Annotated in this window: 22 protein-coding genes; 12 read left to right on the top strand and 10 right to left on the bottom strand. The window is 65.4% G+C overall.

What is annotated here, in order from left to right:
* Window positions 1–53: 53 nt before the first annotated feature.
* A complete protein-coding gene (locus tag MTBLM5_RS17995) occupies window positions 54–2,450 on the top strand; it encodes a bacteriohemerythrin (protein ID WP_173977426.1) in 2,397 nt (798 codons plus the stop codon).
* Between the two features lie 46 nt (window positions 2,451–2,496).
* Here the strand turns inward: MTBLM5_RS17995 and ligA are convergent, their stop codons facing one another.
* The 3 genes from ligA to MTBLM5_RS17980 all read right to left on the bottom strand — a co-directional run bounded on the left by ligA (window position 2,497) and on the right by MTBLM5_RS17980 (window position 7,889).
* Window positions 2,497–4,677 carry an NAD-dependent DNA ligase LigA gene (ligA, locus tag MTBLM5_RS17990; protein WP_173977425.1) on the bottom strand — a complete coding sequence of 727 codons (2,181 nt, stop codon included), beginning with the start codon at window positions 4,675–4,677 and terminating at the stop codon, window positions 2,497–2,499.
* A 39-nt stretch (window positions 4,678–4,716) separates the two neighbouring features.
* Window positions 4,717–6,417 (bottom strand): EAL domain-containing protein, encoded by a 1,701-nt coding sequence (locus tag MTBLM5_RS17985; protein ID WP_173977424.1) that lies wholly within the window; start codon window positions 6,415–6,417, stop codon window positions 4,717–4,719.
* 131 nt (window positions 6,418–6,548) lie between these two features.
* Entirely contained in the window at window positions 6,549–7,889 is a 1,341-nt protein-coding gene (locus tag MTBLM5_RS17980) for a glutamine synthetase family protein (RefSeq protein ID WP_173977423.1), read from the bottom strand.
* 201 nt (window positions 7,890–8,090) lie between these two features.
* Here MTBLM5_RS17980 and MTBLM5_RS17975 point away from each other — a divergent pair, with 201 nt between their 5' ends.
* The 3 genes from MTBLM5_RS17975 to MTBLM5_RS17965 all read left to right on the top strand — a co-directional run bounded on the left by MTBLM5_RS17975 (window position 8,091) and on the right by MTBLM5_RS17965 (window position 9,314).
* Window positions 8,091–8,687: a hypothetical protein gene (locus MTBLM5_RS17975; RefSeq protein ID WP_173977422.1), complete on the top strand. Its 597-nt coding sequence runs from the start codon at window positions 8,091–8,093 to the stop codon at window positions 8,685–8,687.
* 77 nt (window positions 8,688–8,764) lie between these two features.
* Window positions 8,765–8,980, top strand: a complete 216-nt coding sequence (locus tag MTBLM5_RS17970) for a type II toxin-antitoxin system PrlF family antitoxin (protein ID WP_173977421.1) — start codon at window positions 8,765–8,767, stop codon at window positions 8,978–8,980.
* Complete coding sequence (locus tag MTBLM5_RS17965; RefSeq protein ID WP_173977420.1) at window positions 8,967–9,314, top strand: type II toxin-antitoxin system PemK/MazF family toxin; 348 nt, start codon at window positions 8,967–8,969, stop codon at window positions 9,312–9,314. The genes MTBLM5_RS17970 and MTBLM5_RS17965 overlap by 14 nt, the downstream gene beginning before the upstream one ends.
* 13 nt (window positions 9,315–9,327) lie before the next feature.
* Here the strand turns inward: MTBLM5_RS17965 and MTBLM5_RS17960 are convergent, their stop codons facing one another.
* The 6 genes from MTBLM5_RS17960 to MTBLM5_RS17935 form a co-directional block, all read right to left on the bottom strand.
* The gene (locus MTBLM5_RS17960; RefSeq protein ID WP_173977419.1) at window positions 9,328–10,203 is read right to left on the bottom strand and encodes a radical SAM protein; all 876 of its coding nucleotides are present in this window, start codon (window positions 10,201–10,203) and stop codon (window positions 9,328–9,330) included.
* A complete protein-coding gene (locus MTBLM5_RS17955; RefSeq protein WP_173977418.1) occupies window positions 10,200–11,870 on the bottom strand; it encodes a PAS domain-containing sensor histidine kinase in 1,671 nt (556 codons plus the stop codon). Before MTBLM5_RS17955 ends, MTBLM5_RS17960 begins: the two co-directional genes overlap by 4 nt.
* 109 nt (window positions 11,871–11,979) lie before the next feature.
* Window positions 11,980–13,830, bottom strand: a complete 1,851-nt coding sequence (gene cysC / locus MTBLM5_RS17950; RefSeq protein WP_173977417.1) for an adenylyl-sulfate kinase — start codon at window positions 13,828–13,830, stop codon at window positions 11,980–11,982.
* A gap of 20 nt (window positions 13,831–13,850) precedes the next feature.
* On the bottom strand, window positions 13,851–14,651 hold the full coding sequence (cysD, locus tag MTBLM5_RS17945) for a sulfate adenylyltransferase subunit CysD (protein WP_173977416.1): 801 nt from the start codon (window positions 14,649–14,651) through the stop codon (window positions 13,851–13,853).
* 16 nt (window positions 14,652–14,667) lie between these two features.
* On the bottom strand, window positions 14,668–15,360 hold the full coding sequence (locus MTBLM5_RS17940; RefSeq protein ID WP_173977415.1) for a phosphoadenylyl-sulfate reductase: 693 nt from the start codon (window positions 15,358–15,360) through the stop codon (window positions 14,668–14,670).
* Entirely contained in the window at window positions 15,357–17,420 is a 2,064-nt protein-coding gene (locus MTBLM5_RS17935) for a nitrite/sulfite reductase (RefSeq protein WP_173977414.1), read from the bottom strand. Before MTBLM5_RS17935 ends, MTBLM5_RS17940 begins: the two co-directional genes overlap by 4 nt.
* A 147-nt stretch (window positions 17,421–17,567) precedes the next feature.
* On the opposite strand from MTBLM5_RS17935, the gene MTBLM5_RS17930 reads away from it, so the two are divergent.
* The 3 genes from MTBLM5_RS17930 (at window position 17,568) to MTBLM5_RS17920 (ending at window position 20,369) form a co-directional block, all read left to right on the top strand.
* Complete coding sequence (locus tag MTBLM5_RS17930) at window positions 17,568–17,984, top strand: rhodanese-like domain-containing protein (RefSeq protein ID WP_173977413.1); 417 nt, start codon at window positions 17,568–17,570, stop codon at window positions 17,982–17,984.
* A 147-nt stretch (window positions 17,985–18,131) separates the two neighbouring features.
* The gene (locus tag MTBLM5_RS17925) at window positions 18,132–19,706 is read left to right on the top strand and encodes a murein L,D-transpeptidase (RefSeq protein ID WP_173977412.1); all 1,575 of its coding nucleotides are present in this window, start codon (window positions 18,132–18,134) and stop codon (window positions 19,704–19,706) included.
* A 93-nt stretch (window positions 19,707–19,799) separates the two neighbouring features.
* The gene (locus MTBLM5_RS17920) at window positions 19,800–20,369 is read left to right on the top strand and encodes a DUF882 domain-containing protein (RefSeq protein WP_173977411.1); all 570 of its coding nucleotides are present in this window, start codon (window positions 19,800–19,802) and stop codon (window positions 20,367–20,369) included.
* Between the two features lie 329 nt (window positions 20,370–20,698).
* On the opposite strand, the gene MTBLM5_RS17915 is transcribed toward MTBLM5_RS17920, so the two are convergent.
* Complete coding sequence (locus MTBLM5_RS17915; RefSeq protein ID WP_173977410.1) at window positions 20,699–21,361, bottom strand: hypothetical protein; 663 nt, start codon at window positions 21,359–21,361, stop codon at window positions 20,699–20,701.
* Window positions 21,362–21,476: 115 nt separating this feature from the next.
* On the opposite strand from MTBLM5_RS17915, the gene MTBLM5_RS17910 reads away from it, so the two are divergent.
* The 5 genes from MTBLM5_RS17910 to MTBLM5_RS17890 all read left to right on the top strand — a co-directional run bounded on the left by MTBLM5_RS17910 (window position 21,477) and on the right by MTBLM5_RS17890 (window position 25,627).
* Entirely contained in the window at window positions 21,477–23,555 is a 2,079-nt protein-coding gene (locus tag MTBLM5_RS17910; protein WP_173977409.1) for an ATP-binding protein, read from the top strand.
* 108 nt (window positions 23,556–23,663) lie between these two features.
* Window positions 23,664–24,356 carry a response regulator transcription factor gene (locus MTBLM5_RS17905; protein ID WP_173977408.1) on the top strand — a complete coding sequence of 231 codons (693 nt, stop codon included), beginning with the start codon at window positions 23,664–23,666 and terminating at the stop codon, window positions 24,354–24,356.
* 78 nt (window positions 24,357–24,434) lie between these two features.
* Window positions 24,435–24,941 carry a 2-amino-4-hydroxy-6-hydroxymethyldihydropteridine diphosphokinase gene (folK, locus tag MTBLM5_RS17900; RefSeq protein WP_173977407.1) on the top strand — a complete coding sequence of 169 codons (507 nt, stop codon included), beginning with the start codon at window positions 24,435–24,437 and terminating at the stop codon, window positions 24,939–24,941.
* Between the two features lie 18 nt (window positions 24,942–24,959).
* Window positions 24,960–25,340: a dihydroneopterin aldolase gene (locus MTBLM5_RS17895; protein WP_173977406.1), complete on the top strand. Its 381-nt coding sequence runs from the start codon at window positions 24,960–24,962 to the stop codon at window positions 25,338–25,340.
* 95 nt (window positions 25,341–25,435) lie between these two features.
* Complete coding sequence (locus MTBLM5_RS17890) at window positions 25,436–25,627, top strand: hypothetical protein (RefSeq protein ID WP_173977405.1); 192 nt, start codon at window positions 25,436–25,438, stop codon at window positions 25,625–25,627.
* The last annotated feature ends 27 nt before the right edge of the window (window positions 25,628–25,654 follow it).

The following is a 25,654-nucleotide window of genomic DNA, read 5'->3' as shown; positions in this document are numbered from 1 at the left end:
TCAATGCCCCGTTGACCCCAGCCCGCCCCGGCGTCAGTTCATAGGGGCGTGCCATGCAAAACCCACTCTCGCGATTTTCGCTGAAAATCCAGATCGGTTCGCTGGTCGCCCTGGCCGGGTTGATCCTGGCGGCACTGTTGACGGTCAATCTCGTCAGCCAATCCGCCATCGACAAGGCCGGAGCGGTCGCGGAACGAGAATCCGTCATCGGTGAAAAGTCCGACACCCTGGCCATCGATCTCTTGAATGCCCGACGGCATGAAAAGGACTTCCTGCTGCGCAAGGACGTCAAGGACGCCAAGAAGCAGAACGAAGCGGTTGAGGCCGCAAGGGCCGACGTCACCGCAATCCTGGCGGCGATGGACCCCGCCGATTCCCGTCAGCAGCAGATCGATCTCGTTTCCAAAGGCGTCGATCGCTATGCCGAGGCGTTCAATATTGTGACCGCCACCCAGACCCGGGTCGGGCTGACCCCGGCCGATGGGCTGATGGGTGCCTTGCGGACGTCGGTACACGCCATCGAGGCCGAGCTGCAGGAACACCAGGATCTGCGCCTGTCGGTGGCGATGTTGTCGATGCGTCGAGACGAGAAGGACTTCTTCACCCGTCTCGACCCTAAATACATCGACGAGATGACGCAAAACGTCGCCGACTTTGAAAAGGTCCTGGCCAATTCGGCGGTTCCGGTCAAGGACCGGGCCGACATGCTGGCCGCCTTGGCCGCCTATCACCGCGATTTCACCGCCGCCGCCAATGGGGCGCTGGACGTCGCCACCCAGACCAAGTCGCTGGCCGAAATCTATGCTGCCGTCGATCCGCTGATCGACCAGTTGGAAGCTGCGTCAAAAGAACAGATGCATGCCGCTAACGCCGATTCCCATGCGATCGAGGCTCTGGCCGGGCGGACCATGGTCGGCGTGATGATCGGTGGATTGGTGGTGATGGTGTTGATCGGCACCGTGATCGCCCGTTCGATCTATGCGCCGATTACCGCCATGACCGGGGTGATGGGGCAGCTGGCCGCCGATAACCTGGCCGTCGAGGTCCACTTCACCGACCGCGCCGACGAAATCGGCGCCATGGCCAAGTCGGTCGATCACTTCAAAGCGCAAATGATCCGCGTCCGCCAGCTTGAGGCGGAGCAAGAGGAACAGAAACGCCAGGCCGAGGCCGATCGCCGCGCCGCCATGCATCACATGGCCGATGCGTTCGAATCCAGCGTCGGCAAGGTGGTCGGTACGGTGACCAGTGCGGTGACCGAGTTGCAGGCGTCGGCCAGCCAGATGGCCGCTACCGCCACCGAGACCAGCCATCAGGCCACCGCCGTAGCTGCGTCGTCGCAGCAGGCCTCGACCAATGTCGAGACAGTGGCGTCGGCCACCGAGGAATTGGCGGCGTCCATCAACGAAATCTCGCATCAGGTCGAGCGTTCGTTGCAAGTCGCGGCCAAGGCCGACAGCGAAGCGCGCCATACCACCGAAATGATCGAGAACCTGGCGACCGCGGTCGGCCAGATCGGTCAGATCGTGCAACTGATCAACGCCATCGCCGGCCAGACCAATCTGCTGGCGCTGAACGCCACCATCGAGGCCGCGCGTGCCGGCGACGCCGGCAAGGGCTTCGCGGTGGTGGCCGGCGAGGTCAAGGGCCTGGCCAGCCAGACGGCCCGGGCGACCGAAGAAATCACCGCGCATATCCACGCGGTGCAGGACGGAACCCGCGAAGCGGTGACCGCCATCGACAGCATTTCCAAGGTCATCCGCGAGGTCAACGAGATCAGCGCCACCGTGTCGGCGGCAGTCCAAGAACAGTCCGCAGCGACCGGCGAGATCGCCCGCAACGTCGAACAGGCCTCGCTCGGCACCCAGGAGGTCTCGGCCAATATCGTGGTGGTCCAGCAGGCCGCCAACGATACCGGCGGTGCCGCCGAGCAGATCCGCATGTCGGCGACCGAATTGTCCGAGCAGGCGGAATATCTGCAAGGCGAGGTCAAACGCTTCCTGGATCAGGTTCGTTCCGACAAGGATCAGATGGAACTGATGACCTGGAAGGACGAGTATGAAACCGGTATCCCGGCGATCGATTCCGAGCACCGCGCCTACCTTAAACAGATCAACAAACTGTTCGCAGACATGATGACCGGCGACGGCGGCAAGGGAATCGTCCGCGTGCTGCCGACCCTGCTGGGCGACATGAAGACCCACTTCGCCAACGAGGAGCGGGCCATGACCCGGGCCGCCTATCCGGCCCTGGCCGAGCATCAGGCCAACCATCGCCTGTTCGTCGAAAAGTTCGTCGCGCTGAAACGGGCCATCGAGGAAGGCAAGCCGGATTCGACCACCGCCTTGTTCGACTTCCTGGCCGGATGGACCCGCGCCCACTTCGCCCATGAAGACCACGACATGGCCCGGTTCTTCACCGAGCACCACATCGAGGTCATGGCCGCTTAAGACCGGCCAGCCCCACTGGCGCCCGCCTGGGAAACCCGGCGGGCGCTTATTTTACCAGCGCCTGCCACTCGTCCTCGGTCAGCACCGTCACCCCCAGCTTCTGGGCGTCGGTCAGCTTCGAGCCGGCATTGGCCCCGGCCACCACGTAATCGGTCTTCTTCGACACCGATCCCACCACCTTGGCGCCCAGACTTTCGGCGCGGGCCTTGGCCTCGGCCCGGGTCATGGTCACCAACTCGCCGGTGAACACCACCGCCTTGCCGGCGACCGGAGAATTGGAGGCTGCGATGATCTCGGCGTCGGTGATGGTCAACAACGGCGGTGCCGGGATGCCCGGATCAAGTCCGGGCATGACGGTATCTGACGTGTCGTCATTGCCGGGCTTGACCCGGCAATCCACGGCAGGGCCACACAATTCGTCCAGCACCCGCAGATTATGCTCTTCCGCGAAGAAGGCCAGCAGGTCGCCGGCGACGCTGGGGCCGATATCCTCGATCGAGGTCAGCTCGTGATAGGCCTCGTTCTCGCGCGCCATCGCCGCCAGCATGGACTCGCGCCAGCGGGTGAAACTGCCGTAATGACGGGCCAGCCGCTTGGCGGTGGCCTCGCCCACCTGGGGGATGCCCAGCGCGAAGATGAAGCGTTCCAACCCGATAGTGCGCCGGGCATCGATGGCGGCGAACAGCTTGGTCACCTTCTTCTCGCCCCAGCCCTTGAAGTTCTTCAAGGGCGTCAGGCTGGCGGTGTTCACTGCGTCCAGGCGGAAGATATCGCCTGGCCCCTTGACCCAGCCGCGCTCGACCAGGAACTCGATGTTCTCGTCGCCCAATCCCTCGATATCAAAGGCGTTCCTGGACACGAAATGGCGAAGCCGCTCCTTGACCTGGGCCTTGCACGACAGGCCGCCGGTGCAGCGCTTGGCCACCTCGCCCTCGGCTCTGACGGCATGCGCACCGCAGACCGGGCAGGTGTCGGGGAAGATGAAGGCGGAACTGTCGGCCGGGCGCTGGTCAAGCACCACCGATACCACCTGGGGGATGACGTCGCCGGCCCGCTGGATCACCACGACGTCACCAACCCGGACATCCTTGCGGACGATCTCGTCCTCGTTGTGAAGGGTAGCGCGCGACACCACCACGCCGCCGACATTGACCGGCTGCAGATGGGCCACCGGCGTCAGCACCCCGGTCCGGCCGACCTGGATCTCGATTCTTTCCAGCCGGGTGGTCGCCTGCTCGGCCGGGAACTTGTGGGCGATGGCCCAGCGCGGGCTGCGGCTGACAAAGCCCAGCCGGGCCTGCCAGTCGAACCGGTCAACCTTGTAGACGATGCCGTCGATGTCGTAATCCAGCCCGGCGCGGTCGATCCCCAATCGGCCATAGACCGCCAACAGCCCGTCGGCACCCGTCACCGTTTCGATCCGGTCATTGACCGGGAAACCCCAACCGCGCAGGCGGTCCAGGAAGCTGGCATGGCTGTCGGCCACCTGATCGGAACAATCGCCCAGCGCATAGACGAACAGCGACAGCGGCCGGCTGGCGGTGACGGCCGGGTCCAACTGACGCAACGAGCCGGCGGCGGCGTTCCGGGGATTGGCGAACAGCTTGTCGCCGGCTTCCTCCTGGCGCTGGTTGAGAGCCAGGAAGTCGGCCTTGGCCATGTAAATCTCGCCCCGGACTTCCAGCACGCGCGGGGCGCCATCGATGGTTTCCGGCAGCTTGCCCCGGGCGATCAGGGTGCGGATATTAACGGTGACGTCTTCGCCCTCGGCGCCGTCGCCGCGGGTGGCGGCCTGGACGAAACGACCGTCCTCGTAGCGCAAGCTGATGGACAATCCGTCGATCTTCGGCTCGGCGACGAAATCGATCGCCTGATCGGGGGTCAAGGCCAGAAAGCGGCGGATGCGCCCTTCGAATTCCCGCACGTCGTCGTCGGAGAAGGCATTGTCCAGCGACAGCATCGGCACCGCATGGCGGACCTTGCCGAACCCTTCGGCCGGAGCGGCGCCGACGCGGCCGATGGGGCTATCGCCGGTGACCAGTTCGGGGAAACGTTCCTCGATCTCGCCCAGGCGACGCCGTGCGGCATCGTAGGTGGCGTCGTCCACCTCGGGGGCATCGTTTCGGTGATAGGCGATATCCCAGCGCCCCACCTGCTCACGCAAGGTGGCGGCCTCGATACGGGCCTCGAAGGGAGTGAGGTCAAAGACGGGGATGGGCGCGCGCATGCGCGTTTTATACCGTCAGCCGCCGGCCCTGACCAGGGGTCAGCCGCCCATCGCCAGACCGGGCTGGGCGGTGCCGGCCTGCTTGACGTGGTCGGTGAAATACTTGATGCGCTTGGCGGCGTCGGCGGCCGGCTGACCGAAATAATAGCCCTGGGCGTAATCGACGCCGATATCGGCCAAATTCCGCAGCATCCCCGCGTCCTCGACGCATTCGCCGATGGTGACGATCCCCAAATCGTGGCACAGGCTGGTCATCGCCTTCAGAACCGACCGACCCTTGGGGTCGTGGGCGCCGCGCACATAATCGTGATCGAACTTGGCGAAATCGACCGGCAGGATGCGCAGCAGGTCGAAGGCCGACCCGCCCGAGCCGAAATCGTCCAGCGAGATGCGCGTGCCCATCTTGCGGATGCGCATCAGCAGACGCTTGGCCTCGTCCAGATTATAGATGTCGGTGGCGTCGGTGACTTCCAGCACCAGACGGCCCAGCACCGACTTGTACTGGTCCATCAGCTTCAACAGCGAATGGTAGAAACCGGGATTGCCCAGCGACTGGCCCGAGATGTTGACGGCGATGTTGGCCAGGCTCGACACCTCGCCCGGTTCCTTCAAGATCTTCAGCGCCTTGGTCACCGCGATCAGGTCGAACTCGCCGATCACCCCGACATCGGTGGCGAACGGGATGATCTGGTTGGGGGTGAAGAAGGCGCCGTTGTGCTGGATGCGACTGAAGGCCTCGTATTGCAGCACCGCGCCGGTGCGGACGTTGACGATCGGCTGGAACAGGAAGATCAGCTTGTCGTCGCCCTTGATCATCTTGCGGAAATTACGCACGCGGATCAGCGTGTCCTCGACCGCGACGCGGGCGCCTTCGGCCAGCGACTTCAGGGCGAAGCGGGCGCTGTCCTTGACGAAGCCGTTGACGATATAGGTCAGCGCCTTGGAAATGTCTTCGTCCGACAGGGCGGAATCTTCCATTTCCAAGGATGCGGTGCGCATCTTGACCGAGGCGGCGCCGTTGGTCTTGCCGGCGAACTTGTCGGCTACCGCCGACACCCGCTTATGCACCTCGGCGGCGCTGGTCTTGTCGTCGTGGACCAGGCCGAACGACGAGGCCGACAGCGCCCCGGCCGAGGCCCCCTTGACCGAGCATTCGTCCAAGGTGTGCTGCACGGTGGCCAGAAAGGTCTGGGCGATGGCCGGCTCGATGGCGTTGAAATTGGTCGCCGACAGGTCGAACAGGGTCAAGGTGTAGTCGGTGCCGATGCGGTTGGCCTCGTTCAGACGGGTCCGCACCATCTCGATGAATTTGGCCTTGTGATCGACGTCACCGACGACGCGGTCGGCCTCGGCCATCGCGATCGGCGGCACGCGCGACAGCACGACGTGATAGGTCTTGGGGAATTGCGGCAAACGGATGCCGGCCATGCGCATGCGGGTGACCGTGCCGGCCGAGCCGACCAGCATCAGCGGGGTGTGATCAAGGCGGCCGGTATTCTTCAGCCGCTGCATCGATTCGTCGAAACGCTTGCGGTCCTTGGGGTGGACAAGGTCACCCAGCGGCTTGCCCATCAGGTCGTTGTCGGTCAGTCCGTACAGCGCTTCGCCGGCACCGGCCGAATAGGCGACCTGATTTTGTTCCGTGACTTCCAACAGCAGGTCGGCGCCGGCGAAGGCGAACGCGATGAAGCGATCGCGCTGCGCCTTCAGCTTCTCGACCATTCCGGCCTCGTCACCCATGCACGCCCCTCCATGGCGCAAACATGCGCCCTCCCATCCCGTTGATACATTAACGGAAGTTTAATGTGTGCGCAAGAAGTGCGTATTTAAACGATAATTAAACGCCGACACCATCGCGGGCTGGGTGGGGACTATACATTCAACAGCAGATACTCGCGTTCCCAACTGGACACGACCCGCTGATAGGCATCCCACTCGGCTTCCTTGACCGACATGAAGGCCGCGCAGAAATCCTCGCCCAGGGCTTCGCGCACCTGGCGGGCGGCCTTCAGCTTCTCCAGGGCGTCGGGCAGGTGGCGTGGCAGCGAATGCGCGCGGGTGTAGCCCGAACCGTTGATCGGCTCGCCGGGATCGACCTTGTTCTGAATGCCCAGCCAGCCGCACACCAGCGAGCCGGCGATGGCCAGATAGGGGTTGGCGTCGGCGCCGGCCAGGCGGTTCTCGACCCGGCGCGATGATTGGCCGGATTCCGGCACGCGCAGGCCGACCGTACGGTTGTCGCGGCCCCAATGGACGTTGATGGGGGCGTCGTAGTCGGGCACCAGCCGGCGATAGGAATTGACGTTGGGGGCGAACAACAGCATCGCCTGCGGCAAATACTTGCGCAGCCCGCCGATATACCAGCGGAACAATTCGGTGTCGGCGCCGTTTTCATCGGCGAACAGGTTGCGGCCCGACACGGAATCCACCAGATTTTGGTGAATATGCATGGCGCTGCCCGGCTCGTTCTGCATCGGCTTGGCCATGAAGGTGGCGTACAGCCCCATGCGCAGCGCCACCTGGCGCACCGTGCGCTTGAACAGGAACACCTGATCGGCCAGGTCCAGCGCGTTGCCGTGGTCGAAATTGACCTCCATCTGGCCGTTGCCGGCCTCGTGCGACAAGGTATCGACGTCAAGGCCCAGGGTCTCCGAGAAATCGTAGAGCTGGTCGAACAGCCCCTCGAACTCGTTGATGGCATCGACGCCGTAAGCCGGCCGCCCGGTCTCGGGCCGGCCCGACCGGCCGGTCGGCGGCACCAAGGGATAGTCGCTGTCGGTATTCTGGCTGACCAGGAAGAATTCCAGCTCGGGCGCCACCACCGGACGCCAGCCCGCATTTTCATAAAGGGCCAGCACCCTTTTTAGCACATGGCGCGGGCTGATCTCGACGGCGCGGCCGTCGGCATAGGAGCAATCGTTGATGACGCAGGCGGTGCGTTCCTCGACCCACGGCACCCGGCGGAGCGTCGAGGCATCCGGCATCAGGTAGATGTCGCCGTTGGCGACGCCGGTGACGTCCTCTTCCGGATATTCGCCGGTCACCGTCTGCACGAAGATGCTCTCCGGCATGCGCAGCCCCCTGGACTGCGCCGCGTGAACGAACTTCTGCGCCGGCACGATCTTGCCCCGGGCGATGCCGGCCATGTCGGGCACCAGGCATTCCACCTCGGAGACCCCGTTGGCCTTGATCCAGTCGGCGAACACGTTCATGAAGCCCTCGGTCGTTGATTGTCTTGGCCACCAGTATCGTCGCTCGCGCCGACGGCGAAAAGGGGGCGCGCCTATTTTCTTCGCATCCGGTGAACCAATCGCACGACTTTTTTCATAGCCTGTTGCATTGCCAGGCCGCATGGACGAAATTAGATAAACACAGGGGAAATGCTTCCCTGCCCTGCTATATGACAGGCGAACATGGGTTTTTCGACGGTCCTTATCATCAGCCTGGCAGCCGGCGTCATCCTTGTGGTCGGCGGCGGCCTGATGATGTACATGGCCAACCTGGTCAGGTCGGCCTATGAGATCAAGGTCCAGATCAATTCCGAGGTCGAGGAACGCCTGTCCAAGATGGGCGAGGACCTGGACAAGAAGTCCAAGTGGATCAAGCGCGACCTGTTGGAAGATATCGACCGGGTCAAGACCAACCTGTTCACCGAGAATGCCAGCAAGCTGAACGACATCACCGCGCCCCTGCTGGGCCGGATCGAGGCGTTGGAACAGGGAATGAAGGCCGAACGGGCCGAGTGGCAGAAGGCGGTGGAAGCCGACCGCGCCACCATCGCCGCCCTGGAAGCCCGCCTGCGCCGTGGTGGCGGTGGCGGTGGTGGCGAAGCGGCGGCGGCCGTTCAGGCCGCCCGCGATGCCAAGGACGCCAAGGACGGCGAAGCGGGAACACCCGCCCCATCGGCCGCGCCGGCACCCGGCGCCCCCCCGGCAGCGGCCAAGCCAGCCGCCCCGGCCAAGCCGCAAAGCGGCCAGAAGCCTGCCAGCTGGCTGCCCGAACTGGGCTGACCGCCCGATCATGTCTTGATAACCGGCTCGAACCGTCCTACCCTGGCAAGGAAGGAATTTCCTTACGAGGCTTTGCCGTGATCACCAGCAAATTGACCAGCAAGGCACAGACCACCATTCCGCAGCCGGTGCGGATCGCGCTCCATTTGAAGGAGGGCGATGAAATCGCCTATTCGATCGAGGCTGGCCGCGTGGTGCTGACGCGGGCGCCGACGGAACCGGTAGAGGATCCGCTGGCCACCTTCGGCGAGTGGTCGTCGGAAGCGGACCAGCGGGCCTATGCCAACCTTTGATGCCTGGGATATCGTCAAGGTTCCCTTCCCCTATACCGACCGACCGGTTCGTCAGCGGCGCCCGGCCTTGGTCGTCGCCGCCGGGAATGTTCAACAACACCACGGATTGCTGTGGGTACTGATGATCACCAGCGCAGAAAACCGTGGCTGGCCCGGCGACGTGGAAATCACCGACCTCGGCCGGGCTGGCCTGCCGGCCCCTTCGGTGATCCGCACCGCCAAGATCGCCACCATCGAGGCCAAGGACGCCGAACGGATCGGCAGCCTGGAGAGCGAGGCCCGGACGCGGGTGCGCCAAATCCTGTCGAGCGACGTCGCCCCGGCGACGAGCTGACTTTCGTCCGAAGCTACAATCCCCTGATCCATCGCGGCCGCAACCGGGCCTGGCCGGCCAGGGCCATGTCCACCTGCGCCAGCAGGCGGTCCTTGTCCTTGGGCAGGGTGCCGGCCAGGGCCAGGGCGTTGCTGGCGTGGTTCGAGCGAAAGATCACCGGAGCCGGCGGGTCGAGGCGTTCGATCAGGCGGCGCAGTTCGACCAGCACGGCGCGGTCATCCTGCCAGGCGAAGTCTTCGCCCTGGCGGGCGAAGAAGGTCTTGGCGACCGATTCCTCCAGCCCCAGTTGCAGGACCGACAGGAAAGTCGGCGGCGCCAGATTCACCAGACTGGCGGTGTCGTCGATGTGATCCTGCCAATGGGCCTGGCCGCCCAGGCCGGTGATCACCGTCGCCGACACCTTGAGGCCGGCTTCCCGCGCCCGCGCCAGCGCCGCCGCCATCTGCTTGCGCGAGCCCTTGGCGATCACCTTCAGCAGGCGGTCGTTGCCGGTCTCGATGCCCAGATAGACCTGGGTCAGGCGCTTGTCCTTCAAGGCCCGCATCTCTTCGACCGACTTGGCCAGCAGATTGAACGGCGTGGCATAGGCGGTCACCCGCTGCAGATTGGGCAGCCTGGCCGCCAGATGATCGCAGATGGCCGCCAGGGTCTCGGTCGGCAGGTTGTAGGCGTCGCCATCGGCCAGGAACACGCGATGCGCCTCGGGCCAGTCGGCGGCGGCCGCATCGATGTCGGCGAACAATTCGGGCAGCGGTCGGGCGCGATAGGTCTTGCCCTTGTACATCGAGCAGAAGGCGCAATGATTGTAGCGACACCCCAGCGTCGCCTGGATGATCAGGTTGTCGCCCTCGGATGGTGGCCGCCACAGCGGGAAGTCGTAGTCGATCATACCCCGACTATAGCCGAATCCTTGACCGGCAGCACCACCGTCACCTTCGTTCCCGTCCCGGGGCAGCTTTCGATCGACAAGGTGCCGCCATGCATGTCGACGAACTTCTGGGTCAGCGGCAGCCCCAGCCCGGTCCCCTGGAAGCGCCGCGCCAGCGAGGAATCGACCTGGACGAAGGGGCGCATGGCCTGGGCGATTTCGTCCGGCGTCATGCCGATGCCGGAATCGGCGATGCTCAAGTGCAGGAAGTCGTCGTCGCGGCGCAGCACCACCTCGACCTCGCCGCCGTTGGGGGTGAACTTCAAGGCGTTCGACGCCAGGATCAAGATGATCTGGCGAAACCGCAAGGGGTCCAGTTCGACCGTTCCGATATCGTCGTGAACCGCCAGCTTCATGGTGACTTCGTGCGCCCGGGCCTTGTCGCGAACCAATCGGCAGGCCGAATGCAGGATGTAGACCGGATTGACCGGCTCGCGGCGCACCACGAACTCGCCGGCCTCGATCTTGGCCATGTCCAAGATGTCGTTGATCAACGACAAAAGGTGGGTGCCGGAATCCCAGATCGCCTCGACGTAATCGGAGTAATGGCTGTTGCCCAGCGGCCCCATCACGCCAAGCCGCATGACGTCGGAAAAGCCGATGATGGCGTTCAGCGGCGTGCGCAATTCATGGCTCATATTGGCGACGAAGTCGCTTTTGGCCTTGCTGGCCTGTTCGGCCTCTTCCCGGGCCCGCTCCAATTCGCGGGTGCGCTCGGCGACCCGGCGTTCCAGGCTTTCGTTGACATAACTCAGCGACTTTTCCGCCCAATGGCGCCGGGTCACGTCCTGGGCCACGCCGATGATTCCGGCGCCGTCGTCCAACAGGGCCAGGTTCCACGACAACACGGTGCCGTCGGCGGTGGTCAATTCCTGCTCACGCACGCTATGCCCGCGCCGCACCGCCGCCAGCAGCGCGCCGAAATCGCCGCCGGTCATGGTCAGCACATCATTCCACGGCTGATCGACGACCGCGTCGCGGCGGACATTGAACACCCGCTCGGCCTCGCGGTTGAATTCGCGCAGCAGGCCGGTGCCGTCGATCACCACGATGACGCTGGCGGCGGCCTCGACCAGCGAGCGGAACCGAGCCTCGCTGGCCCGAAGGATCGATTCGCGCTGCTTTCTTTCGGTGATGTCGCCGATCGAGCCGACCATGCGGGTGGCGATGCCGTCAGCCCCCCTGACCGCCAGACCGCGGGCCAGCATCCAGCGATAGGTGCCGGCCCGGTCGCGGACGCGATATTCGCATTCGAAATGTTCGTCCAGGCCCTTGAGGTGGCGAACCAGATCGGACTGATAGCGCCCTCGGTCCTCGGGATGGACGATTTCCAGCCACTCGTTCGAGGTGGTGCGAACATTGTCCGAGCCGAATCCCAGGATGGTCAGCAGGCGGGCCGACAGGTAAAGCTCCTTGGTGACGGGGTTCCAGTCCCACAGGCCCTCGTTGGGGCCGCGCATGGCCAGGGCGTAGCGTTCCTCGCTTTGCTGCAAGGCCGTCTTGGCCGCCTGCAACTCAGCCCTGGCTTGTTCCAGTTGGCTGACCCGGTCGCGCAGCCGGGTAATCGCCCGGGATGGCGCCCCGGTCGTCCGTGGCGGTTTGCCGTGGCGGGGTCCGCATTGACTCATCCGCCGTCACCTCGCTCACCCATCCATACGTCAAGGTAAGGTCGCGAGACCCGAATTAAAAGCGGGGCGGAGGAATACCTCCGCCCCCTCTTTCGGTTAATAGGCGAACTCAGGCGCTGGCCTGCACCAGCGCAAGATTGCCGAAACGCGCCTCGATATAGGCCACCAGCTCGGCCACCGATTCGTCGATGGACTTGCCGGTGGTGTCGAGGTGCAGCTCGGGCTCGGCCGGCGGCTCATAAGGGGCCGAGATGCCGGTGAATTCCGGGATTTCGCCCTTCCTGGCCTTCTTGTACAGGCCCTTGGGGTCGCGGCGTTCGCACTCGTTCAGGTCGGTGGCGACATAGACCTCGTGGAAGGCGTCGGGATCGATGGCGCGCACCCGGTCGCGGTCGGCGCGATAGGGGCTGATGAAGGCGGTCACCACCAGCAGGCCGGCTTTGGCCATCAGATGGGCGACCTCGCCGACCCGGCGGATGTTCTCGGCGCGGTCATCGGGCGAGAAGCCCAGGTCCGAGCACAGACCGTGGCGGACATTGTCGCCGTCCAGCACGCTGGCCTGCCAGCCCTTCTGGAACAGGCGGCGTTCCAGTTCCATGGCGATGGTCGACTTGCCGGCGCCCGACAGGCCGGTCAGCCACACCACGCCGCCCTTGTGGCCGTTGGCGACGGCGCGGGTATCGACGGTGACCTTGTGATCGACGGCATAGATGTTGCGGCTGGCCGCCGCCGCCTCGGCGATGATGCCGCCGCCGACGATGTCGAAGCCATGCACCAGGACGAAGCGGCCCAGGCGGGCGTTGGCGCCGAAGGCGTCGAAGGCGATGGCGGCACGCGAGCGCAGCACCACCTCGGCCACCGCGTTCTTCTGCACCACCTCGGCTTCGTGGCTGGCCAGATCGGCGACATCGACGACGCGTTCGACGGCCGACACCTCGACCGCATACTCGGCGGTGGCCAGCTTCAGCTTCAGGCGGTCGCCCTTGACCAGCGGCTCGCGGCCCAGCCAGAACACCCGGGCACGGATTTCATGGGCCAGGACCGGGCTGTTGTCGGCCAGGTGCGCCACCTGGCCGCGCTCGACGAAGATCGGCTCGTCCAGGGTGAAACCGACCGAGCGGCCGGCCGCCGAGGCGACGGTGGTGACATGCTCGCCGGCCCAATCCTCGATGGTGGCGACCCGGGCCGACTTGCCGGACGGCGAGAAGACCAGGCGGTCGCCGACCTTCAAGCGGCCGGATTCGATGCGGCCGGCGACGATGCGGCGCTGGTCGAACTTGTAGACGTCCTGCACCGGCAGGCGCAGCGCCTGGTCGGTGGCCGGGGCGGCACCATTGAAGCCGTTCAGCGCCTCGATCACCGTCGGGCCCTTGTACCAGGCGGCCTGGCCTTTCTCGCGGACGAATTCGCCGCTGCGGGCCGACACCGGGATGACATGGGTCGGCGTCACGCCGATTCCGGCCAGATAGGCGCGGATTTCCGCCTCGACTTCCCTAAAGCGGGCTTCATCCCAGTTGACCAGGTCCATCTTGTTGACCGCCACCGCGATCTGGGTCAGCCCCAGCAGATGCAGCAGATAGCCGTGACGGCGCGACTGTTCCTGGACGCCTTCATGGGCGTCGATCACCAGCACGGCGGCTTCGGCCGAAGCGGCGCCGGTGATCATGTTCTTCAGGAATTCCTTGTGGCCGGGGGCGTCGATGATCAGCACCGGCCGCTCGCCGGTGTGGAAATAAAGCTGCGAGGTGTCGATGGTGATGCCCTGGTCGCGCTCGGCCTGCAGGGCGTCCATGACGAAGGCCCACTCGAACGGCATGCCGCGCTTGTCGCAGACCTCGCGCAAGGCCTCGACCTTGCCTTCGGGCAGGGCGCCGGTTTCGTGCAGGACGCGACCCACCAGGGTCGACTTGCCGTGGTCGACATGGCCGACGACGACGATCTTCAAGGGCGAATTGCTCATAATCTTATCCCTGTCCCTGCTTACATGTAGCCGCCGGCACGCAGCCGTTCGAAGGCGTCTTCGGATTCCTTGTCCTGGGCGCGGCCCGAACGTTCGGAAATCCGGGTGGTTTCCAGTTCCTCGATGATTTCCTCGACAGTCGAGGCGGTCGAGGCGACCGAGCCGGTGCACGGCGCGCAACCCAGCGAGCGGTACCGCTTGCCGTCCTTGGCGAAGTAAAGATCGACCACGGGGATGTTCTCGCGGGCGATGTAACGCCACACATCCAGCTCGGTCCAGGCCAGCAGGGGGTGGATGCGCAAGGACGTGCCGGGCGCGAAGTCGGTCTTGAACTGGTCCCAGAATTCGGGCGGCTGGTCACGCACGTCCCATTCGGCCTGGGCGTTCCTGGGGCTGAACACCCGTTCCTTGGCCCGGGTGCCTTCCTCGTCGCGGCGGATGCCGGCGATCACGCCGGTATAGCCGTGCTGGGCCAGCAGCGCCTTCAGGCCCTCGGTCTTCAAGGCGGTGCAGCAATTGACCCGGCCCTGGTGCGGGCCCATGCCGGCATCCAGCGCGGCGCGGTTCTCGCCGACGATCAGCGGCAGGTTCCATTCCTTGGCGACGCGGTCGCGGAACTCGATCATTTCGGGGATCTTGTGGTGGGTATCGACATGGAGCACCGGAAACGGCACATGGCCGAAGAACGCCTTGCGGGCCAGCCACAGCATGACGTTGGAATCCTTGCCGATCGACCACAGCATGGCGATCTTGTCCAGGCGGTTGAAGGCCTCGCGCAGGATGTAGATCGACTGGGCTTCCAATTGGTCCAGATGGTTCATGATCATCGCTTTCTCGTCAGATGCCGGCACCGTCGGTGCCGAAATTCAAAGTGTGGATTCCGCATTCGGACTTGGCCGACCCGGCCCAGCGACCGGCACGGGCCTGCTCGCCTGGCTTGGTCGGCCGGGTACAGGGCCAGCAGCCGATCGAGCGGTACCCCTGTTCGACCAGCGGATGACGCGGCAGGCCGCGCAGCTTGAAGGCGGTCTCGATCGCGTCTTCGCTCCAGTTGGCCAGCGGGCTGATCTTGGTGACCAGGCCGGCCTGCTCGACCGTCGAGATGGTCTGGCGTTCCAGGCTGTGGCCGCGCTTCCGGCCGTCGATCAGAGCGGAATAAGGGGCGACGGCGCGGGCCAGCGGCCACACCTTGCGCAACTCGCAGCAGCGATCGGCATCGGTGCGCCAAAGATCCTGGGCCGCCTTCAGATCCTCGTCGGTCGGGCGGACCACCACCACGTTGGTCAGGCCCAGCTTGCGCTCGAGCTGATAACGATATTCCAGGGTCTCGTCGAACAGCTCGCCGGTATCGAGGAAGATCACCGGCAGGTCCGGATCGACCTGGGCCACCAGATCCAGCAGCACCGCCGATTCGGCACCGAACGACGAGGTCACGGCGATGCGGCCGGGAAAGACGTCCTTGGCCATCACCTCGATCAGTTCGCGGCCTTCCAGGGCGCCATAGGCCGCACGCGGGTCAATCACGGTCATTCGGCGGCTCCCAGCAAGGCGTTGATGTCGCCGACCGCCGCCGCGACCGGGGCCGGGTTGGCGGCCAGGTCGCGGGCGGTGTCGATCAGCACGGCCACCGCTTCGCGCAAGGCTTCGAGCCCCTCGCCGCGGGCGGCCAAAGCCGTCCGGGCGGCATCGACCACGTCGGCCTGATCGGCCCAATGGGCGCCGATCGCGGCGATGTGGGCGGCCAGGTTCTGGCCGTCCTCGCTGGGCACGCCCTTCAGGTGCAGCAACCGGCGGGCGGCATATTCGATGCCGGTGTCGGCCGCTTCGGCGGCGATGGCCTGGTTGCCGACCGCCAGGGCGCGGTCCAGGGTGATCAGGGAATCGTCGGCCAGATCCTCATACAGGTCGGCGGCGGCGAAGGGCGCCGCGCACTCGCCCTTGGCCTGCGGCGCACCGGCGAAATCGTGGCTGTCGCCCCAATCGACGAACAGGCCGTCGGCGCCACCCTCGCCCAGGCCGGCCAGGACGGCATCGATGCCGTCCTTGCCCTGGCGCTCGGCCCAGGCCCTGACTCCTTCGCCGTCCTTGCGGCCCGAGGCCCAGGCCTGGCGCAGCAGACCAAGGCCGGCGACGGCATGGCGGGCGGCGATCATCGGACCGGTCAGGCCGATGGTCGAACTGGCGGCGTCACCGCCGAAATGCAGCTGGTAATAGGGCGCCGGCTGGCCGTCGATCTTCTTGGCCATGCCGTGCAGGCCGAAATCGGCGACATGGTGCAGGCCGCAGGAATTCTGGCAGCCCGAGACGTGGACGCTGGTCCCCTTGGCCAGCGGATCGGCCAAGGCGGCATTCAGCGCTTCACGGGCGAAACCCTGCGAGTTGGTGATGCCGATCCGGCAGGTGGTGGTGCCGGGGCAGGAAATCACCGTGGCGATGTCGGCGGCTTGGTCCGGCACATCGAAGCCGATGGCCCGGACGCCATCGACCACCACCTGGGTCTGCTCGCGGGCGACCCCCAGGAACACCAAATTCTGGTCGCGGGTGGCGCGCAGTTCGGCAACGCCGACCCGGTCGGCGATATCGGCCAGCGCTTCCCACTGTTCGGACGACACGATGCCCAGCGGCACCGACACCGACACCGCGACCGACCCGTCATGGGCGTCGATCAGACCGACCGGAGCCCGCGAGATGGCGGCCTCGGCTGGATGGTTCCAGTCCAGACCGGCCCAGTGGCGCTGGGGCAGGCCGCGAAGGCGCTCGAATTCCTCGGCGAACAGGGCGCGGAACTTGTCGTCGCCGAAACGCTTGGCCACGAACTTCAGGCGCGCCGCGTTGCGGTTGCGACGATCGGAATAACGCTGGTGCAGCCGGGCCACCGCTTCCAGCACCGCCGGCAGCTCATCTTCGGTGACGAAGTCGGCGATCTCGACCGCCGCGCGCGGCTGCGAGCCCAAGCCGCCGCCGGCCATCACCCGGAACCCCGGACGGTCGCCCTTGGTGATGGCGATGAAGCCCAGATCGTGGATGGCGGTATGGCCGCAATCGGTGGCGCACCCCGACACGGTGATCTTGATCTTGCGCGGCATGTGCTGAACCAGCGGGTGGCGCAGCCAGGCCCGCGACAGCTGGTCGGCGACCAAACCGGCATCGACCAGTTCCCGCGGGCAGGCCCCGGCCAGGGCGCAGGCGGTCAGGTTGCGGATGGTGTTGCCGCAGGCCTCGCGCGTGGTGATGCCGTTGGAATAAAGCGCCTCGAGCAGGTCGGGGGTCTTTTCCAGCGCCACCGAATAGATCTGCACGTCCTGGCGGGTGGTGACGTGCGAGGCGCCTTCGGCGAAATCGCGATTGACCGCGGCCAGGGTGCGCAGCCAGCCGACCGGCAGGCGACCGCCGGGAATCTTGATGCGGACCATCTGCACGCCCGGCTGCTTCTGGCCGTAGACGCCGAAACGGACACGATGGGCGGTGAAGCGCTCGCCGTCCCATTCGCCGGACAAGTGCCGGGCCAAGCCGGCGCGGTATTCGTCCAGGTCCGACAGGCGAACCAACGGCTCGGAAATCGGCAGGTCGGAGATGGCGGCGTCGAGCATCGAGATGTCCTCTTCTATTTCACACACGCAAGGTGTATGTTGATTTCGTATTCACGTTATCGCGCTGCACAGTCTATAAAGTCAACAGGTTTTTGTGTTATTTAACACCCTATAACACTAGACTAAACGTACAATCTGGAGAGCATCATGACCTATGCCGGAGAAATCACCCCCGCCGACGCCTGGGCGCGCCTGCAGGCCGACCCCAATGCCAAGCTGATCGACGTGCGCACCCAGGCGGAGTGGGTCTATGTCGGCCTGCCCGACCTGAGCGCCCTGGAAAAGCAGCCGATCCTGATATCGTGGCAGGTGTTTCCGGCCATGCTCCGCAACGAATCCTTTGCCGAGCAGCTGGTCAACCAGCGCATCGCCGCCGACGACGTGCTGCTGTTCCTGTGCCGGTCGGGGGTGCGGTCGAAGGCCGCCGCCGAGTTGATGACCCAATTGGGCCACAGCCAATGCTGGAACATCACCGACGGATTCGAAGGCCCGCTGGACACAGCCCGTCATCGCGGCGCCACCCAGGGCTGGAAGGCGGCTGGACTGCCGTGGATTCAGGGATAAGGGTTTCCACCTAGGTCGGATGTGGCACTTGTGCCGCACCCGACCGGCGTAAATGGGCAAAATTGTCACAAGGATTGACTTCGGGCGGCAGGGGGCGGATACCCATGAACCGCGCCGCCATCCTTATTCATGCCGAGTGGTTTTCCCGTGTCCCTGGCTCGTCCTTTCCTGATCGGCTTGTCGTTGGCCCTGGCGTCGTTCGCCTGGCCGGCGTCCGCCGCCGAAACGCCCGGGGACCTGCAGAAGCGGCTGGAATCCGAGGCGGCGCCGAAGATCGGCGACCGCACCTTGGACCCTGCCCCGCTGACCGGCTTCTATCGCCAGCGCGGACACCGCTTGGCCTGGACCGACGGCAAGGGCGAGCGGGTGGTCGGCGATATCCTGGCCGTCGCCGACGGCGAGGGGCTGTCGGCCGACAATTACGCCATTCCCGCCACCAATTCGGCGATCGACCGCGACCTGTTGATCAGCGACGCCCTGGCCCGCTTCGGCCACGACCTGGCGACCGGGCGCATCGCGCCCACCCGCTCGGTCGGCGGCATGGGGCCGGACACCCGGCCAAGCTTCGACGCCACCCGCTTCCTGATCGACCTGTCGTCCGGCAAGGATGTCGCCGCCCTGCTGGAAGTGCTGCCGCCGCCCTATGCCGGCTATCAGCGCCTGAAGGTGGCGTTAGAGCGCTATCGCAAGCTGGTCGCCGCCGGCGGTTGGCCGGTCATCCCCGATGGCACCTCGATCAAGGCCGAGGCCGAGGACGAACGCCTGCTGCTGGTGCGCCGCCGCCTGATCATGACCGGCGAGTTGGCGGCCACCCACGACAAGGGCAAGCGCCTGGACAAGCCGCTGGCCGACGCGTTGAAGACCTTCCAGAACCGCCACGGCATCGAGCCCGACGGCTTCGTCGGCAAGCAGACCCTGACCGCCTTGAACGTCCCGGCGGAAGAGCGGATGCGCCAGATCCAGGCCAATCTGGAACGCTGGCGCTGGATGCCGCACCGGCTGGATTCGTCGCACATCGCCGTCAATCTGCCGGCCGCCCACCTGGAACTGGTGCGCGAGGGCCGCATCGACCTGGCCATGCGCGTCGTCGTCGGCGACGTCAAAAGCCCGACGCCGACCATGGCCACCACGCTCAGTTCGATGGTGCTGAACCCGACCTGGACGGTGCCGCCCGGCATCGCCACCAAGGAAATCCTGCCCAAGCTGCGCAAGGAACCCAATTATCTGGTGGCCAACAACATGGTCATCCTGGACGCCTTCGACGGCGATTCGGCCAAGCAGCAGGGCATCGGCATCGACTGGTCGCGGCAATCGCGCTTTCCCGGCCGACTGCGCCAGCGTCCCGGGCCGGACAACGCCCTGGGCCAGATCAAGTTCAACCTGTCCAATTCCGACGACATCTATCTTCACGACACCCCCAAGCGGCAATATTTCGGCCGCATCTTCCGGGCGCTGTCGCATGGCTGCGTGCGCCTGGAACGTCCGCTGGACCTGGCCAAGTCGCTGATCGGCGGCGAGATGGCCGACAAGGTGCCCGAGATGATCAGCGCCGCCGACACCAAGACCATCAAGCTGGACAAGGCGCTGACGGTCTATCTGATGTATTTCACCGCCTGGGCCGACGAGGATGGCACCGTCCATTTCCGCGACGACCTTTACGGCCATGATGCCCGCCTGAAGGCCGCCCTGAAACGCCCGGCCCGGCTGGCCCCCGCCAACTAGAGTGTGCGCAACATCTCTAAGGTACTCACCTGAGAGGTTGACTCAGACCCCGCAATCGATGGTATGAATTTCGCCTCACCTCAGGGGGGTGTCATGGGTTTCGAAGGTCAAGACAAAGACGAAGGGGCGCTGTCGCGTCGTTCGTTTCTGGCGGGCGGCTTGGCCGCGATCGCCGGAGCCTGTTTGGTTTCCCCGGTGGAGGCCGCCGTCCGCGCCATGCCCGAACGCGGGCTGCATCTTTACAACATTCATACCGGCGAATGGCTGAAGACCGTCTATTGGGCGGAAGGGCGCTATCTGCCCAAGGCGCTGACGCAGGTGAACCGCATGCTGCGCGACCATCGTTCGGGTGAAACCCATCCCATGGACCCGCGCCTTTTGGACCTGATGGTCGCCGTGCACAAGAAGCTGGGCAACAAGGGCGCCATCCACATCATTTCCGGCTACCGTTCGCCGCAGACCAACGCCATGCTGGCGTCCGCCACCGACGGCGTCGCCCATGGCAGCCTGCACATGGCCGGCAAGGCGGTGGATATCCGCATGCCCGGTCAAAGCACCCGCATCGTCGGCCGCGCCGCCAAGATGTTGAAGGCCGGCGGCGTCGGCACCTATCCGGCCTCGCAATTCGTCCACATCGATACCGGCCGCGTTCGGACCTGGTAAGCGGGCGCTTAGGGTCGGCCTTGTTTAGGCTGATGCGCACGTTCTCCACCCGTCATGGCCGGGCTTGACCCGGCCGTCCACGCGCATCCGCATAACGCGCTGTTTTTAATCGATTTTTACGCCGCCGCGTGGATGTCCGTGTCAAGCACGGGCATGACGGAGTGTGGGGCGAAGGCTTCGCGTCCCTTCCGGGCTCCAGGCGCTGAAAGGCGCGCGCCACAAGCGTTTGCGCCGCGACGCTTAAGATTAGACCGGACAGCAGTGGGTCAAGCCCGAGTGTGACGACAAAGGGAAACGGAAAATCCGGTTCCACCAAACTCAGACCGACCCTACCGCCCTTCCAGCAGCGGCTTCAGGCTTTCCAGCGCCTGGGCCAGCGATTCCGCCGGGACCGAGCGCAGGTCCATTCCCATCCAGCCCGACGGCAGCTCGAAATTCTTTGGATCGACGCGGCCGATCATCAGGCGGCTCAGTTCGGTCTGGACCGGGATGTGGCGGCCGTCGGGATCGGTCAGGGTGCCGGCGGCCTTGATCATGATGCCCTCGCGGGTGAACCAGGCATCGCCGTCGAAGCGCCCGCCGCGCGGCCCCTGCCCGACCACCCGGTAGCGGGTGGTCCGATGGCCGTTGACATCCTCGTCGCCCAAGGGGGTGCGGCTGACGGTCAGATTGTCGATTCCACCGGCGATGACCCCCAAGGCCCTTAGGCTAAGGCCGACATACCACTTCCCCGACGGCTTCATCATCCAGGCGGAATCAAGGTCGCGCCGGATCAGGATGGTCTGGCTGCCGCCCTTGGTCATGTAGGACCGGCGCTCGCGGCCGGGCTGGTGCCACAGCAATCCGCTATAGGTGCCCTTGTCGCTGGAAACGGTGAAATCGGCCGTGTAGGACACGGCCGGATCCAGCAGATCCAGCGCCCGCTCGGCGGCAATGGCCGGCACCGCCCCCAACGACATCAGCACGCTTACCAGCACCAGCAGCCATCGCATCGCAAATCCTTCCGAACGTCTCGGGTATTAACCCCTAGGAACCCTTTCGCATCGAGCACAGGTACGAGTACCATGTTCGACGAACTGCTTCAGCCGGAAAGGCATCCCCCCGCTCATGCTCGCGCACGGCGTCGCCGACCAATTGCATATGATCGACCGTGCGGTCGCGACGCTGACGCGCGCCACCGAGGCATTGCTGAAGGCCGCCGACGAGGTGTCGTTGCTGGAAGACATCTGCCGCATCGCCGTCGATGTCGCCGGCTACCGCCTGGTCTGGGTCGGCATGCCCGAGCACAGCCCGGACAGGAAGGTGTCGGCGGTCGCCGCCGCCGGCCAGGGCCGGACCTATCTTCAGGAAATCAGCGTGGCGTGGGATGACGGGCCGCTGGGGCGCGGGCCGGTCGGCACCGCCATTCGCACCGGCCGGACCCAGGTGGTCCGGTCCATCGAGACCCATCCCGACTTCGCCCCCTGGCGCGAGGCCGCCACCCGCCACGGCTTTCGCGCGGTCGTGTCGCTGCCGCTGGGCGAGGTGGGCGACATCGTCGGTGCCCTGAACATCTATGCCGGGGAATCCACCACCTTCGACGACGACACCGTGCGCCTGTTGGAAGACGTCGCCCGCAACCTGACCTATGGCGTACGCGCGCTTCGCATCAAGGCCGAGCACGACAAGGCGGTGCGCGACCTGGCCGAAAGCGAGGAACGCTACCGCTCGCTGGTCGAGATGACCCCCGACGCCATCCTGGTCCATTCCAAGGGCGTCATCTTGTACGCCAACCCCGCGGCCGGGCGGGTGTTCGGGGCGGAAGGCCGCCCGATGACCGGCCTGAACGTCGTCGATCTGGTCCCGACCGAAATGCGCGACACCATCGCGCGGCGCGTCGCCAACCCGCCGACAGGCCGGGTGCTGGCCGAACACCCGATGTGCCGCATCGACGGCACCCCCTTCGACGCCGAAGTGGTCGGCAGCTCGGTGGCCTATCACGGCCACCCGGCCCGGTTCCTGGTCATCCGCGACGTCACCGAACGCCGTCAGGTGCAGGAACAATTGGTGCAGACCTCGAAGCTGGCCACCCTGGGCGAAATGGCCGCCGGCCTGGTGCACGAATTGTCGCAACCCCTGAACATCATCCGCCTGACCGCCGAAGGGGCGCTGCTGTTCATGGAGCGCGGCAAGGCCACGCCCGAATGGCAGGCCCAGCAATTCGAACTGATCGCCGAGCAGTCGCAGCGCACCGCCGAGATCATCGACGACATCCGCATCTTCTCGCGCCGCGATTCGTCGCCGATCCAGGTGTTCGACGCCATCGGCGCGGTGCGGTCGGCCTTGGCCGTGCTGGAAGGCCAGATGCGACCCGACGAGATCGAGGTCGAGACCGATCTGCCCGAGGCGATGGTGCCGGTGCGTGGGCGCCGGGTCCAGCTCGAGCAGGTGATCATGAACCTGCTGTCCAACGCCCACCACGCGCTGAAGGAAAAGCAGGCCGACCAGGCCGGCGGCTGGGTGGCCACCGTGGCGGTGTCGGCAAGGCGCCGCGGCGACGGACTGGTCATCACCGTCGAGGACACCGGCCCGGGTATTCCGCCCGCGGTGCGGTCCCGTATCTTCGAGCCCTTCTTCACCACCAAAGAGGCCGGACGCGGCACCGGCCTGGGCCTGTCGGTCAGCTTCGGCATCATCAACTCGATGGGCGGGCGACTGGAAATCCAGGACCGCGCCATCGGCGCCTGCTTCACCATCACGCTTCCCGTCGATGACCTGACCGGCATCGGCCACGACCCCGAAGTGGTGCCGACGCCGCAACACCAGATGGCGGCGACCGGCCATATCATGGTGGTCGACGACGAAAAGACCGCCGCCGCCACCGTCGGGCGCTATCTCGAGGAACTGGGTCACCGCGTCACCTTGTGCACCAGCGGCAGCCAGGCCTATGAGACCTTCATGCGCGACCCGGCCGACGTGGTGATCACCGATCTGCGCATGCCGGCCGGCGGCGGCGAGCAATTGGTCGAACGACTGCGCGATTTCGACCCGCTCTTGCCGATCATCATCGTCACCGGCCATCTGGGCGCCACCGAGCGGCTGGCCGAGAACCTGCAGGACGATCGCTGCTCCGTGCTGAAGAAACCGGTGGCCCTGGCCCGCCTGGGCGACATCGTCATCGACTTCCTTCAACCTCCCGGCGAATAGGGCCGCCCCGCCGCCAAACGCCGTTCCTTTTGGTTGGCATCCCCCAAACGCACCAGTATAGTACGGCTACGCCGTCGCCGGGTGCGGCGGAAAGCGGAGGTGCGATCCATGCAAATTCTTGTCGCCGACGACCACAAGCTGGTGCGCGACGGCTTGAAGCCTTTTTTGCACGAGCTTGATCCGACCGCCGAGATTCTGGACGCCGCGACCCTGGACGAAGCCCTGACCGCCGCCGCCACGGCCGACCGTCTGGGCCTGATCCTGCTGGACCTGATGATGCCCGGCATGGACGGCCTGAAGGGGATCGAACGCGTCAAGACCAAGTACCCGGCGGTGCCGGTGGTGGTGGTGTCGGGCTTTTCCACCCGCGATCACGTCGTCGCCGCCGTCCAGGCCGGCGCCTCGGGCTTCATCCCCAAGACGGTCAGCGGCACCGCCATGGTCAACGCCTTGCGCCTGGTCCTGTCGGGCGAGAAATACCTGCCGTCCAGCACCTTCTTCGAGACGCCGGGCGGCCTGAACGGCATGCCGCCGTCGCCCAATCTGTGCCGGCCGAACGGCGTGCCCGCCCCCTTCGACAAGTTGTCCAAGCGCGAGGCGGAAATCCTGCTGCTGCTGGTCGAGGGTCGGACCAACAAGGAAATCGCCATCGCCCTGGACCTGCAGGAAATCACCATCAAGGTGCACCTGCGCAACGTCTACCGCAAGATCGGCGCCGCCAATCGCGCCCAGGCGGTCCGCATCGCGATGTCGTCGGGTTGGGCACCCGCCCAGCCCCAGCCCCAGCCGATGCAGGTCTGAACGACCGTCATCCACGGCGCTTGCCTTTGGCTTCGATCTGACCGATTAATGCGCCCTTCATTCCGACGGTGAGAAGGCATGGCAATCGTCTATCTGGGTCTGGGCACCAATCTGGGCGACCGACCGGCCAATCTGCGGGCGGCAATCGACGCCCTTGGAGCGCTGGGCCGGGTCGAGGCCCGCTCGAAGGTCTACGAAACCCAGCCCCTTTACGTCACCGACCAGCCGGCCTTCCTGAACATGGCGGTGCGCCTGTCGACCACCTTGACGCCACCGGCCTTGCTGGCCGAACTGAAGCGCCTGGAAGCGGCCATCGGCCGGGTCGCGTCGGTGCGCTATGGGCCGCGGCTGATCGACCTCGACATCTTGCTCTATGACGACATGGTGATCGACAGCCCCGATCTGGTCATCCCGCACCCCCGCCTGACCGAGCGCCATTTCGCCCTGATCCCGCTGGCCGACATCGCCGCATCGACGATCCACCCCACCCACCGCCAAACCATCCGCACACTGCTTGACGCCCTGCCCGCCGACGACGGCGTCCGCTTGGCCGACGAGATGGCGATGCGCGAGTTGGTCGCCTGACCGCAAGACGAGGAACAAATGTTCGCAAAGGGCGAAAACACCCAGCTTTACCGTATCCTGGTCCGCGACCTGGTCTTGAAGTGTTCGATCGGCATCCATGCCCATGAATTGCTGGCCCCCCAACGGGTCCGCGTCAACGTCGATATGGCGGTGTTCGAACAGGCCGGCCCGCAATCGGACGACATCGCCAACGTCGTGTCCTACGAGGACATCATCGAGGGCATCAAGACCATGCTGGCCAACGGCCACATCAATCTGGTCGAGACCCTGGCCGACAAGATCGCCGCCCTGTGCCTGACCGACGACCGCGTCAATTCGGTGCGGGTGCGGGTGGAAAAGCTGGACGTCTACGCCGAGGCGGCCTCGGTCGGCATCGAGATCGAACGTCGGCGCGACTGACCGGCGGCTTCGCATTCGCAATATGAGGATATTGACAGGCGCTACTCCTAAAGGGTAAGTTTTCACCCAACGAACCTACACCCTAAGAGTAAGTCATGCCCCAGGATGTCTCGCCGCCAGTCTCGCGCAACGGCCTCTCGGCCGACAACGCCCTTCGGGTCCTGCTGCTGACGTCGTTTTATGCCGGCGCGGTTTTTTTCGCGGTGGTGTTCTCGCCCAGCATGGGCTTTTCGCCCCATCAGCACGGTCCGCTGGCTGTCGCCAGCCAAAGTGCCGCGCTGCGCTGACAGGCTGCGGAAAAACTCGGCGTTGCT

The organism is Magnetospirillum sp. LM-5, from assembly GCF_902729445.1.
GTDB lineage: Bacteria > Pseudomonadota > Alphaproteobacteria > Rhodospirillales > Magnetospirillaceae > Magnetospirillum.
This window is presented reverse-complemented; position numbering and strand designations above follow the sequence as displayed.